10 protein-coding genes and 1 tRNA gene are annotated in these 13,186 nt (G+C 59.6%); 6 read left to right on the top strand and 5 right to left on the bottom strand.

The genetic code is table 11. The annotated features are described in order from the left end of the window. Positions 1–22: 22 nt before the first annotated feature. Both pheS and pheT read left to right on the top strand, forming a co-directional pair. A complete protein-coding gene (gene pheS, locus Poly24_RS09130) occupies positions 23–1,054 on the top strand; it encodes a phenylalanine--tRNA ligase subunit alpha (RefSeq protein ID WP_145093648.1) in 1,032 nt (343 codons plus the stop codon). Positions 1,055–1,098: 44 nt separating this feature from the next. Beyond that, positions 1,099–3,120: a phenylalanine--tRNA ligase subunit beta gene (gene pheT / locus Poly24_RS09125; RefSeq protein ID WP_145093645.1), complete on the top strand. Its 2,022-nt coding sequence runs from the start codon at positions 1,099–1,101 to the stop codon at positions 3,118–3,120. A 743-nt stretch (positions 3,121–3,863) separates the two neighbouring features. On the opposite strand, the gene tnpA is transcribed toward pheT, so the two are convergent. The 3 genes from tnpA to Poly24_RS09110 form a co-directional block, all read right to left on the bottom strand. Next, positions 3,864–4,319: an IS200/IS605 family transposase gene (tnpA, locus tag Poly24_RS09120; RefSeq protein ID WP_145093642.1), complete on the bottom strand. Its 456-nt coding sequence runs from the start codon at positions 4,317–4,319 to the stop codon at positions 3,864–3,866. Positions 4,320–4,887: 568 nt separating this feature from the next. Continuing rightward, positions 4,888–5,874: a diacylglycerol/lipid kinase family protein gene (locus Poly24_RS09115; RefSeq protein ID WP_197452444.1), complete on the bottom strand. Its 987-nt coding sequence runs from the start codon at positions 5,872–5,874 to the stop codon at positions 4,888–4,890. Between the two features lie 254 nt (positions 5,875–6,128). Further along, a tRNA-Pro gene (locus tag Poly24_RS09110) sits at positions 6,129–6,203 on the bottom strand. A gap of 462 nt (positions 6,204–6,665) precedes the next feature. Between Poly24_RS09110 and Poly24_RS09105 the strand changes: the two genes are divergently transcribed. The 3 genes from Poly24_RS09105 to Poly24_RS09095 all read left to right on the top strand — a co-directional run bounded on the left by Poly24_RS09105 (position 6,666) and on the right by Poly24_RS09095 (position 10,520). Further along, on the top strand, positions 6,666–8,924 hold the full coding sequence (locus Poly24_RS09105) for an FAD-dependent oxidoreductase (RefSeq protein WP_145093636.1): 2,259 nt from the start codon (positions 6,666–6,668) through the stop codon (positions 8,922–8,924). Beyond that, positions 8,921–9,904, top strand: a complete 984-nt coding sequence (epmA, locus tag Poly24_RS09100) for an EF-P lysine aminoacylase EpmA (RefSeq protein ID WP_145093633.1) — start codon at positions 8,921–8,923, stop codon at positions 9,902–9,904. Before Poly24_RS09105 ends, epmA begins: the two co-directional genes overlap by 4 nt. 352 nt (positions 9,905–10,256) lie before the next feature. Then, the gene (locus Poly24_RS09095) at positions 10,257–10,520 is read left to right on the top strand and encodes a carbon storage regulator (RefSeq protein WP_145093630.1); all 264 of its coding nucleotides are present in this window, start codon (positions 10,257–10,259) and stop codon (positions 10,518–10,520) included. Between the two features lie 90 nt (positions 10,521–10,610). On the opposite strand, the gene surE is transcribed toward Poly24_RS09095, so the two are convergent. Together surE and Poly24_RS09085 are read right to left on the bottom strand one after the other, a co-directional pair. Next, positions 10,611–11,321 carry a 5'/3'-nucleotidase SurE gene (gene surE / locus Poly24_RS09090; protein ID WP_197452443.1) on the bottom strand — a complete coding sequence of 237 codons (711 nt, stop codon included), beginning with the start codon at positions 11,319–11,321 and terminating at the stop codon, positions 10,611–10,613. Between the two features lie 101 nt (positions 11,322–11,422). Then, positions 11,423–12,538 (bottom strand): DegT/DnrJ/EryC1/StrS family aminotransferase, encoded by a 1,116-nt coding sequence (locus Poly24_RS09085; protein ID WP_145093623.1) that lies wholly within the window; start codon positions 12,536–12,538, stop codon positions 11,423–11,425. A 228-nt stretch (positions 12,539–12,766) separates the two neighbouring features. Here Poly24_RS09085 and yajC point away from each other — a divergent pair, with 228 nt between their 5' ends. Next, on the top strand, positions 12,767–13,132 hold the full coding sequence (gene yajC, locus Poly24_RS09080) for a preprotein translocase subunit YajC (RefSeq protein WP_231753623.1): 366 nt from the start codon (positions 12,767–12,769) through the stop codon (positions 13,130–13,132). Positions 13,133–13,186: the final 54 nt, after the last annotated feature.

Here is a 13,186-nt window from a genome sequence, read left to right as displayed (position 1 = left end):
GCGAAAGTAATTTCTTGGACCTATGGCACTCGCAGACTTCATTCGATCGCTCGACGATCTTGAATCCCAAGCGGTCGCGGCGTTTCGCGAAGCGACCGATAACGACGGACTCGAAGAAGTTCGAATCCGTTTTCTCGGTGCCAAAAACGGCCAGTTGAAATCGGTCCAGCAGCAGATGAGTTCGGTCGATGGACCGGACAAAAAAGCGGCTGGCATGCGACTCAACGCGGCCAAGGGGAACATCCAAGCATCGTTCGAACAAGCTGTCGAACAGCTTTCTCAGCGGGCCCAGAAATCGGGCCCCGCTCCCGACCCAACGCTCCCCGGCAATCCTGTCCGCTTGGGACACGTTCACCCCGTCACTCAGACGATCGAACACCTCAAAGAGATCATGGGGCGGATGGGCTTTGAAGTCGTCGAAGGTCCCGAAGTCGAGGACCCTTGGCACAACTTCGTCGCTCTGAACATTCCCGAGGATCACCCCGCTCGCGATCCGCTGGATAACTTCTACCTGGCCACGGCAGAACGCAATGGCAGCGGCAAGACGTACGCCGAAGGGGACCGGTTGCTGCGCAGCCAAACCAGCACGGTTCAGATACGCGTGATGGAAAACCGCCAGCCGCCGATCCGCGTGATCTCGCTGGGCCGCGTCTACCGTCCCGACGAAGCCGACGCCACGCACTATCCGATGTTCCATCAAATGGAAGGTCTGTTGATCGATCGCGGCGTCACGATGGCCAACCTGAAGACCGTACTGAACATGTTCGCCACCAGCTATCTGGGCGAAGAGGTGAAGGTCCGCTTCCGGCCGTCGTTTTTCCCGTTCACCGAACCGAGCGTCGAAGTCGATTACTGGTGGAACGGCTCCTGGATCGAATTTGGCGGCGCCGGCATGGTCGACCCCGCCGTTCTCACCGCAGTCGGTTATGACCCCGAAGAGGTCACCGGATTTGCATTTGGCCTGGGCGTCGAACGCCTCTGCATGCGACGCCATGCGGTCACCGATATCCGCGATCTTTTCAGCGGCGACATTCGGTTCCTCAGCCAGTTCTGATCGGCGTTTTCACCGACTGATCCAACACACGAAGAGTTGCCCCGATGCTTGTATCTTGGAATTGGCTTCGCCGTTACGTCGATCTTCCGATGACCGAACCCGAACTCTCCGAACGCTTGAGCATGACGGGGCTGAATCACGAGGGGACCGACGTCGTCGATGGCGAAACGGTCATCGACCTGGAAGTCACCAGCAACCGCGGCGATTGCCTGGGACACATCGGTGTCGCCCGCGAGATCTCGGTGCTGTACGAATTACCGCTCTGCAAGCCGCAGCCCGAACCGGCTGAAGGGTCTGGAAAAGCGAGTGATTCGATTCGCGTCACCAACGTTTTTTCCGACGCCTGCCCGCGCTATACAGCTCGCGTGATCCGCGGCGTCAAAGTTGGCCCTAGCCCCGATTGGCTGGTCGACGCACTGCGTGCTGTCGGCATCGGCAGTGTCAACAATGTCGTCGACATCACCAATTTTGTCCTGATGGAATGCGGCCAACCGCTGCACGCGTTTGACCTCGCCAAGCTGGCTGGCGATGAGATCGTCGTCCGCCCGGCTCGGCCCGAGGAAGAGATCGAAGCGATCGATCACAAAACGTACACGTTGGATCCGGAGATGTGTGTGATTGCCGATCGCGATCGCGCCGTTGCAGTCGCGGGAGTGATGGGTGGCGCGTCGTCCGAAGTCACCGAGTCGACGACCAATCTGTTGATCGAATCGGCCGTCTTCACGCCGCTCAGCGTCCGCCGGACCGCTCGCAAGTTGAAACTGCACAGTCCGTCGTCGTTCCGTTTTGAGCGGCGCGTCGATCCGCAAGGCGTCGATTGGGCCAGTCGTCGTTGCTGCGAATTGATCCTCGAAATCGCTGGCGGAACGCTGGAGCAGGGTGTTGTCGATACGGAACCACAACTCCCCGCACCGACCAACGTCTGCCTGCGGCTAGCGCAAGTCGAACGCGTCCTGGGCGTCAAAGTCCCCGACGACGAGATCCGCAAGATCCTCACCGCGCTGGGCTGCGATGAGCAGACTGCGGATGTCGACAAGATCCACACCTGCCCGCCGTCGTGGCGGCACGACCTGACGCGCGAGATCGATCTGATCGAAGAGATCGCGCGGATCTACGGCTACGAAAAAATTCCCGACGACAGCCCGATCCCGGTCGCCCCCAGCCAGAAGCGTCCGTTTGACGAAGCGGTCTCCAAGATCCGCGACGTCCTTGTCGGATCGGGAATCAGCGAAGCGATGACACCTAGCGTCGTTCCAGCTGACACCGATGAACTCGTCAGCCCCTGGACCGATCGCCAGCCGCTGACAACAGAAACGGCACTTTTAAAGGGAGCCAAGACGCTCCGCCGCAGCATCCTGCCAAGCTTGCTGGACAGCCGGCACGCTAACCAAGCTGCCTCCGGCGCCGATGCGGAACTGTTCGAAGTCGCTCACATCTACGTTCCGCCAGCGGAAGTCGACGGCTTACCCGAAGAGCAGTACTGCGTCGCCGGCGTTTCGGGGCAGGACTTCTATCAAGTCAAAGGGATCGTCGAGACGCTGTTGCGACGACTGGGAATCGCCGCGGTTCCCGACGTTCGCCAAGTCGAAGTACACGGGCTCGATAAAGCCTGGTCGATCGAACTGACGATCGCAGGCGAATTGATCGGATACGTCGGTCAGCTGTGCCCAGCGGTCCAGAAGAGCTTGAAGCTCGAAAAAACAACGACCTGTTTCGAACTGAACCTCGACGCGATGCTCGCCGCGGCGCACCTGGTCCCTCAGTTCCGCAGCGTCAGCCCCTTCCCATCGGTCTCACGCGACCTGAACCTTGTCGTCGACGAAGCGATCCGCTGGGTCGATCTGGCCGCCAGCGTCCGGGCCGCCGTCGGCCCCGTTTTAGCCGACCTCAAGTATGTCGAAACCTACCGCGATCCAGCAAAAGATGGCGAAGGGAAGAAGCGGATCCTGATGAGCATCGATCTGCAAAGCCCCGACAGCACGCTAACCAATGCTCAAGCCGACGCAATGCGAGGCGACGTCGTCGACCGCTGCAACGCCGATCACGGCGCCGTCCTGTTGGGCTAAGCCACATCTTCCGGCCCGATCTATTCCCAGGGCCCAAAGGCTAGCCGACTTACGCCGTCAGGGCCGAAGGCCCAATAAGAATCCCCAGGGCCGAAGGCTCGACAATTTGCATAGCCCAGGCCAACGGCCTGGGTAATCGGGCCGCAGCGTAAATCGGTTAGGGCCGAAGGCCCGGCAACGTGTCCGAGGGCCGAAGGCTCGGCAATTTGCATAGCCCAGGCCAACGGCCTGGGTAACCGGACCGCGGCGCAAAACGGTTAGGGCTGAAGGCCCGACAACTGGGAAGAGGCGGACAAACCACCGGACCTTCGGTCCTCGACTCGGGGGGAATTCGTGTGGGGCGCCTGGCCCCCAGGCCGATGGCCTGGGCGATGCAAATTGCCGGACCTTTGGTCCTCGACTCGCGGGAATTCGTGTGGGGCGTCTGGCTCCCAGGCCGATGGCCTGGGCTATGCAAATTGCCGGACCTTTGGTCCTCGACTCGCGGGAATTCGTGTTCGACGCCTGCCCACCCAGGCCGTTGGCCTGGGCTATGCAAATTGCCGGACCTTCGGTCCTCGACTCGCGGGAATTCGCGTCGGACGCCTGCCCATCCAGGCCGATGGCCTGGGCTATGCAAATCGCCGGACCTTCGGTCCTCGACTCGCGGGAATTCGTGTTCGACGCCTGCCCACCCGAGGCCGTTGGCCTGGGCTATGCAAATTGCCGAACCTTCGGTCCTACAGAAATCGCTTTCTGGAGCGTTAATCCCACACGTAACGCTCGTCGATTTCAATTTCATGTCGCTTGCAAATGGCTCTGAACTCATCTCTGAATCCCAACCGTTGGTGGTGTTGCTCCTGATTCCGAATGTACGCATCGACCACTCCCCGCTGGGAATGACTGACCGAAAACGCGCCATATCCAGCTTGCCACGAGAAACGGGACGAGCAGTTTTTGGCTGTTTTCGCCCATTGTGAGGTTTCGGTTTTGATGTGTTCGACCAAATTTGCGATGGTGACGGTTCTCGCCAGGCCAACCAACAGGTGAACATGATCAAAATGCCCACCAACCGATGCACTGAAGCACTTCGCCTCCTTCACTCGATATGCCAACATGCAGAACATTTCGTCGCGAACCGCATCATCTTGCAGGAACGGACGACGCTCTTTGGTGGAGAAAACGATGTGGAGCCAGACCTGAGCAAGCGACTGCGACATAGCGACAATCCTCCAACAATGGATTCACAGACACGAAGATGCCGGAGCGTGAAGCCAAATCGCCTCTATACTCCCAAACATTTCGCGTACGTTGGGGCACCGTCCCGGCAATTTGTTCTCCAAGGGCCGAAGGCTCGGCGATTTGCATAGCCCAGGCCAACGGCCTGGGTAACCGGACCGCGGCGCAAATCGGTTAGGGCTGAAGGCCCGACAAGGTGCCCCTGGGCCGAAGGCTCGACAATTTGCATAGCCCAGGCCAACGGCCTGGGTGATCGGGCCGCAGCGCAAAACGGTTAGGGCTGAAGGCCAGGCAGTTGGGAAGAGGCGGGCAAACCACCGAACCTTCGGTCCTCGACTCGGGGGGGGAATTCGTGTGGGACGCCTGGCTCCCAGGCCGATGGCCTGGGCTATGTAAATCGCCGAACCTTTGGTCCTCAGCTCGGGGGAATTCGCGTGGGACGCCTGCCCACCCAGGCCGATGGCCTGGGCTATGCAAACTGCCGAACCTTCGGTCCTCTACTCGGGTGGATTCGCGGCGGGCGGCCGAAACCTGCGCCGTTGGCCTTTGCTACGTTAGCTGCCGGGCTGATGGTTCTCGGCTGGGCTGGGCGTTTGTTGGGTGATGGCCGCCGGTGTCGGTTTTAAATTCGACGGGGCAATTCTGAGGCAGCAGCATCGTGACTCGCGATGGCTGGATTGCGATCTCGACGGGGAGGTTTCCGGCGTAGTCGCCGTCGAGCTGGTAGGGGATCGTGGCGCCCGGATCGGTCGGTTCGATCGTAAAACGTCGGCTGCGGCCGATGACGGTTCCGTCCAGTTTGTGATGCGACCGCCGGAAGATATGCGCCAGATAGTGTAAGCCGCGGCAGACCGATCCCTTGTCGAACGTGACCGAATCGAGCCAGCCGTCGGTCCCGTCGGCCCAGGCTGCGATTGGCAGCCCAACAGCGTAACGGGGCACATTAAAAACGAACGCCCATCGCGCCGGCTTCGGCGGTTCGTCGCTTTCGCGATCGATCAGTCGCAGCGACGGAAAGTGGTAACCAATCATCGATCGCAGCACAGGGGCGAGGTAGCTGAGCTTCCAGATGTGACCGCTGCGCGTTGTGTGCAGCCGCCGGACCACCTCTGCGTCAAAGCCGCAACTGCACATGATCAGGAATAACCGTTCGTCGGCGAGTGCCGCATCCATCACGACGGTCCGCTGCCGCATCATCGTGTCGACAGCATCCTCGACGCTGGGGCGATGCCCCAGGTAGCGAGCCATCAAATTTTCGGTCCCAAGCGGCAGCGGCATCACGGGCGATTCGGCGGGCAGTCGCGATACAACAAGCGATAACGTTCCGTCTCCCCCCGCAGCAACCACCCCCTTCAATCGCCCCGCGGCGGTCAATGACTTCGCATCGGCGGCCAATTGGTCGATGCTCGAAGTGCTCCGCACCTCCAGCCCGCGGTCGGTGAGCGCATGAGCCAGCTTCGGGACCAGGTCGCGCCGCTGCCCCGAACCCGCTTTAGGGCTGGTGCAGATCAATACGACTTCAGGCGACTCGTTCATCCCGGTCGACCACCGCTGGGAAGGAATTGAGAAATGGGTTCGGGCACTTGCTTGCGGCCATCGAAGTGTGCCGCAAACGCTCATTCTAAAGAGCCTGCGGAATCGCAAAACCCACGAACAAAAAGAGGGCTTCACTTTCCCAATCAAGATTTTCGCAGCAATCCGCCGCCAAAACGACATCTGCTGCGGCAAATTGGCACCGAACGCGCACGAAAAAAGCCTGGAGACCACAAGGATCTCCAGGCTTTAAAAGGTCGGGGCGAAAGGATTCGAACCTTCGACCCCCTGGTCCCAAACCAGGTGCGCTAGCCAGACTGCGCCACGCCCCGCGACCAGGCGATATATTACCGATCTTGGCTCTCGGAGGAAAGCCGGGATTGGCATCGATTCGGTTAGATTTTTTAGAATCGTCGCAAATCAAAGTCCGATTCTAGCGACTTTGCTAGCCGATTCTCGAACACGCATTAGATGGACAATCGCCGCTCAGCCAAGGTTCGGCCGCGCCGGGCAACGCGATGAAGCACCCGGTGGTGTTCGCTACGCTCCTACCACCGGCTACCTTCTAAGATCCCTGCGGGATCCGTTGACATCGACGACCCTGAAAGGATCCCTGTCCATTGTCCGCTACGCAGGATGTGTGGCACTAAACGGGCAATCGCGAGCGAATCTCGCCAGACGCGATGGGATCGATTAGAATCGGAAGCGATTCAAGGAGCGACCGACTGCCCTTATCGAGCCTTACGGCGTTCCGCCCCCACAACCTTTCCTCTGCAACCCCGTCGAATCCAATCATGCGAATCGCAGCCCTTATACTTTTGACGACCTTCCCGGTCTTCTCGTCGGCAGCCGAACTGTTTGTCGAAGCGGAAAGCTTCCAAAACCAAGGGGGCTGGAAACTGGACACTCAGTTCATCCAAGAAATGGGCTCACCGTATCTGCTGGCGCACGGCATCGGCACGCCGGTCGATGATGCCACGACAGAGGTGACGGTTGCCGAAGCGGGCACCTACCACGTGTTTGTTCGCACCAAAGATTGGGTCGCCCGCTGGAATGCTCCCGGCACTCCGGGCCGCTTCCAATTGGCGATCGACGGGAAGAAACTGGCGACCGAGTTTGGCACCCAAGGGGCCGATTGGGCTTGGCAATCGGGCGGCACCGTCGACTTGCCCGCCGGCAAAACCGAGCTGCGATTGATCGATCAGACCGGCTTCGATGGCCGCTGCGACGCGATCTACCTCACCACCGACAAGTCCAACGCGCCGCCAAACGACTCCGAAGTGCTGTCGAAGTGGCGACGCGAGCAGCTGGGAATTGCAGACGAACCGGCCGAACGCGTTGGATACGACTTGGTCGTTGTCGGCGGTGGTTACTCGGGATTGGGAGCGGCGATTTCAGGAGCCCGCATGGGTTGCAAAGTCGCTCTGATCCAGGATCGCGGCGTCTTGGGAGGGAACGGTTCGAGCGAAGTCCGCGTCTGGGCGATGGGCAATATCCGCCGCGGCCGCTACCCGCGGATCGGCGAGATCATCGAAGAGATCAGCGATCACGCAACCAAATCGCCTGGCAAGAAAGAAGAGTTTGTCGACGAACTGAAAGAACAGGTCGTCCGCGCGGAAGAGAACATCGATCTCTTCTTGAACCATCGCGCCTTCGCTGTCGAAACCGAAGGGGACCGAATCGTGTCGGTCGATGCCTTTGATACTCGCAACGGTGCGGTCAGCCGATTCAAAGGGATGCTGTTCGCCGATTGCACCGGTCACGCTTGGATCGGTGCCTGGGCCGGCGCCGATCTCGAGATGACTCCCGAGGGTCGGATGGGGATGAGCAACATGTGGGCCTGGGACGAACGAGCCGAACCGGCGGAGTTCCCCGAAACTCCTTGGGCGCTGCCGCTGAAGATGGCCGATTTCCCCTACCCCCGCGACCACCATGGGCAATGGTTTTGGGAGAGCGGTTTCGATAAGGATCCGCTGGGGGATGCTGAGGGAATCCGCGACTGGAATCTGCGCGCCGTCTACGGTGCCTTTAACGCGATGAAAAATGGCGATGGCGCCGAAAAACACAAGACTGCTTTCCTGACCTGGGTCGCCTACATCGGCGGGCCGCGGGAGAGCCGGCGGCTGATCGGCGACGTGTTGCTGAACGAAGAGGACATCGTTTCGAAGCGAGATTTCCCCGACGGAACCGTTCCGAGCACTTGGTCGATCGATCTGCACTATCCGAAGAAACAATACGCAGAAAAGTTCCCCGACAACCCGTTCATCTCGATCGCCGTGCATGGCAAGGGAGTCGACCGGATGTACGGATATCCGATTCCCTACCGCTGCTTCTATTCGCGAAACATCAGCAACCTGTTCATGGCGGGGCGTTGCGCCAGCGTGACGCACGAAGCGTTGGGAACCGTTCGTGTGATGAAGACCTGCGGAATGATGGGTGAAGTGGTTGGCAAGGCGGCTGCGATTTGCGTCGAACGCCAATGCTTGCCTCGCGGCGTCTACACCGACTACCTGGACCAATTGACCGAGATGCTGGAACTGCCCGGCAAGGCGTACCGCAAGCAGGTCGGTGGCGAAACGATTATCCCCGACGACGCGCTGCCGTTGGCCGGCCCGGCGGGTCTCTTTGAGGGACTCGATCCGGCAAAAATGAAGGGGCTCGTCATCGACGACGAAAAGGCGAAGGTCTCCGGCCCGTGGGTCAAAGGCCAAGGTCTCAAGGGCTACGTCGGTTACGGATACCGCTATGCATCGCCGGGGAGCGGCGCGACGATGACCTTCGAAGCGGCGGCTCCGGAAGCAGGCAGCTATGACATCCGCGTCCTCTATGGACCGCACCCCAACCGCGGCACCACCGTCCCCGTTTCGCTGGAGGCAGGCGGCGAGACGATCTCGCGGCGCGTCGACATGCGAGGCGAACCAACCGCCGAATCGAAGTCCGAAACGTTTGCTGACGTTTCGCTGGAAAAGGGAGCCAAGGTGCGAGTCACGATCAGCAGCGATGGGGCTGGCGGTAACGTGCACGCCGACGCGATTCAGTTGATCGCCAAGTGATCGAGCCTCCTTTTCAATCGACCGCTGCGATCGAGACGCTTCGCCAGCGGGCAGCGATCCTGCGGTCGATCCGCGGCTTTTTTGACGACGCTGGATTTTTTGAAGTCCAGACGCCGACGCTTTCGTCCGAAACGATGGTCGATCTGCATATCGATCCGGTTCCGGTCGCTCGCGACGCGCTGCAGTTGTCGCTGCCCCATGCGCACGACGACCTGTATCTGCAAAGCTCGCCCGAATTTGCGATGAAGCGACTGCTGGCCTGCGGTGCCGATGCGATCTACCAGATCTGCCCCGCTTTTCGAGCGGGAGAACGGGGGACGAACCACAATCCAGAGTTCACGATGCTGGAGTGGTATCGCATGGGGGACCGCTTCGAAGAGGGAATCGAACTGCTGGCGCAACTCGTCGACCGCGTGACCGATCGCCCCGCGTGCCAACAGATGACCTACCAGGCGGCGTTCAAGGACTTTGCTCAATTCGATCCCTTAACCGCGACGCTGCCTCAGCTTCGCGACGCGGCCGCGCGGCTCGGGATCGACTTGACCGGCTTGGACTTCAAACACGTCGACGACTGGTTGAATCTGATCTTCGACCACGCCGTCGTTCCGAATCTGGGGCGTGGCCAGCCGACGATCCTGACCCATTACCCCAGCTCCCAAGCGGCTCTGGCGTTGATCTGCCGCGACGATCCGCGGACAGCGAAGCGGTTTGAACTGTTTATCGACGGGATCGAGCTAGCCAATGGCTACGGCGAACTGCTGGATGCCGAGGAACTGCTGCGTCGCTGCGACGAAAACAACAGGGCGCGGATGGAAATGGGCAAACCGGGCCTGCCGATGCCCCGGCAGCTCTACCGGGCCATGCAGCACGGCATCTCCACTTGCTCTGGATGCGCCCTCGGCGTCGACCGCTTCGTCGCGGTCCTGCTGGGCAAGCGGGAGCTTTCTGAAACGCTGACCTTCCCGATCGACAGAGCCTAGTCCAGAGACAGGCGATCGGCTCGTGACCTAAGTTGTCACACCTCGATGCGATGATACTTGTGTCGAGGGGGGAAGCAAACAACGCGACTCAACACCGACAAATTCTCAGGCTGAGAAATGTGTCTCAGATTGAGATAAAAGTTCCTTTTGTCGCTTTGCCGACTCCAAGGTGGCCTCTCGGTTTTCGGGAGGCTGTGGATGAGCAAAAAGGCTGAAAAAACGTTTTTTCTTGTAAATGCGCACGCAAAATCATGAGAGACGTACTGTCGGCATAGCGATTGCAGAAGGTGTTCAGCGAATCAGCACGGCTGGTTCCAGTATTCGAATCCCATGGAATGGAGGCATCACGAAGATGTTAGTTTTAAGTCGAAAAGAAGGCGAGCGTTTGGTCATCGGTGACAACATCACAATCACCATCAATCGGATCTCGGGGAATCGAGTGACGATCGGTGTCGATGCACCTCGCGAAGTTCGCATCGTACGTGGTGAGCTGACGGTATTCGAAGAAGAGCCGAAATCCGAAGCGGAATCTTTGGGCTCGTGTGCAATGCCCGCACTGGACTTGGTTCACTCGGGACGCAATCGAGTTTCTGTATTCGCCAAGGAAGAACGCTAACCCGGCAGGCCAACGCTGCCGGGCGTGCCGCGGACTGCGGCGACGCAACAACGTGCCCGGCAGCAGCATCGATCGTGAGACACGCAAGTGTCAGAGCGGGGTTGATGCGAGGTCGACTGGTCGCTTGTCGAGCAAACTGATCGATATTCGACCACCAAAGCAGACGTCGATGTCTTCGTTGGGTGTTCTTGGACGCCCGTGATAGTCGGCTTCGAATTGATAGCCTACGGTAGTTTGTCGGTAGCTGAATGGGAGTGCTTTGCCGTCGGTTGGACAGCAACATATCCCGGGAATCGTTTCGGCGTCAGTCGCTGGGAGGTTTATGTTCCACAACGCAACTTCTTTACTGGATCTTCCGATCGCAAATTGAATCGCCTCGCAGGCGAACCTTGCCGATCGGTCCCAATCGTCGTCGATCCCCTTTCGCCGTACCTGCGAGACGGCGATCCCGCGTTGGCCGCGGAGATACGCTTCGCGAGCTGCAGCGACCGTTCCCGACATCCAAATGTCGGCGCCCAGGTTGCCGCCGTGGTTAATTCCCGAAATCACAAGTGCCGCATCTCGCGCAAGTTCGCGCAACCCAATCCGCACACAGTCCGCTGGCGATCCGTTTACCGAGTACTCCGCGTCGGCATATTGCTTGACGGCGAGAGGCCGGTTTGTCGTCACTCGATGACCGCACTCGCTTTGTTCGGTTTCCGGAGCGACCACGACAACGTCCATCGACGAGCGAAGCGCTGCCTTGAGGGCTTGGATCCCCGCCGCGTGGATGCTGTCGTCATTCGTTAACAGTACTTTCAAACTACCTAACTCCCTTTTCTTATCGCATGTGTGCTCAAGCAAACTGCGGCTCGCAGGCGACCGATGGCCAGGACGCGACACTCTGAAGGCTCCCGAACGCTTTACCCGTCGACAGTGACTCCAATCGCGTTTTCGATCGCTAGCAACCGTTCGGCGACGCAGTCGATCACCTCGGCATTGGCCAACAGGACGCGGTGATCCATGACGACCGATCGTTCGCCGCAAATTCCGCTTTCACGAAGCTCTCCAAGTGTCCGATAACGGCGCCGGGCGCGACGCAGGAATCCGTTGAACCCTGGCCCCAATGGGATTCCGGCCGCGAGCCCCGCTGCGATCACCGCCTCGCGATCGACGGCCGGAGGCAAAAACCAAGCGACTTTGAAATAGGTGGTTTCAGCCTCACCGGGTGTCTCTTCCGCGAACCGCCACAACCGACTAGGCCGCAGTCGATCCTTCAGCCTTCCCACCGCTACACGCCGCTGCGCATTCCACGCTGGCAAGGTCGACAGTTGAGGAAGCAGCGCGGCCGCTTGCAGTCCGCACAGCGGGGCGACAGGGCTGGGCCTCTCAGCCGCCAACGTCGCGCGTTGGGCGATCCGATCGTCGGACATCAGCATCGCGCCGCCGGATCCGCTGGTCATCAACTTGGAACCGCCAAAGCTAAGGATGCCGACATCTCCCCACGATCCGGCGGGGCGCCCCGCAAGACTTGCTCCGTGGACTTGGCAGGCGTCTTCGATCAACGCGATTCGGTGCGTGTCAGCAATCGCTCGCAACCTCTCGGCGTCAAACAGGTTACCGTATAGATGAGACGCCAAGATGGCCGACGTGGAATCGTTGATCGCATTCTCCACTTGGTCGACATCGATCACCCAGCGTCCCGGTTGCGTATCGACAATCACCGGTTTGCCGCCAACCGATTCGATCGCTCGGATATTTCCGGGGTAATCGTATCCGGCCAGAATGACTTCCGATTCCGGGCGAACTTGGACAGCTTGGAGTGCCAATTCGATCGCGGCGGTTCCGCTGCCACAAAGCCGAACGTGCTCGACCTGAAAGGCCGAAGCCAGTTGGCTGGCCAGCAACTTGGCTGCCTGCGCTGTGTAACTCCCCCAGTCTCCAGATTGGACCACATCGCGGATCGAATCGGCGATCGCTGCGGTGGCCGGTGGCCAATTGGGCAACGGCAAAGAATCGGTGCTAGCGACGTGTGGCATAAGGAATTGTGGGCTTGTTAGCGTGTTCGTAAGGTCTTATTATGCCCCGATTAAGGATCGGTCGATCGGTCGTTGGTTCGTGATGTCGCCCCGATCGGGCGTATTCAAGGAGCAACGGTGGGGCGTGCCGAACCACGTCGCTCGACCGGATATCTTGGTCGGACATCGACCTAGCATCCATCAGGTGGAAGGACTCCGGAAGTGCTGGAGAGTCATTTTTTGACATTTGTGGTCCCGATTGGGAATCGATTTGCATTGCTTGCGCAGGAGCCTGTCCCCGTGGACGGGCCGCCGTGGCAGCAAATCCTTTTTAATCCGATCGGTATGATCACGATTTTGGTTGTCCTTTTTTATGTGATGGTACTCCTGCCCGAGCGTCGCAATCGCAATGAACTCACCAAGCGTCTGGCGGCACTGAAAAAGAACGACCGCGTGGTCACCGTGGGCGGAATTCATGGGACGATCGTAAACATTACCGATTCGGACCAAGTGGTGATTCGCGTCGACGAGAACAACAATACGCGACTGCATGTCAATCGCAGCGCGGTCTCGCGAGTGATTTCCGAAGACGACGACAAAAATGTCAAACCGTAATTAGCCGTAGTGATTATCGCCGGGCGAACCGCAGACCGTTCGCTAATCCCAACC

It is taken from the genome of Rosistilla carotiformis (assembly GCF_007753095.1).
GTDB classification, from domain to species: domain Bacteria; phylum Planctomycetota; class Planctomycetia; order Pirellulales; family Pirellulaceae; genus Rosistilla; species Rosistilla carotiformis.
This window is presented reverse-complemented; position numbering and strand designations above follow the sequence as displayed.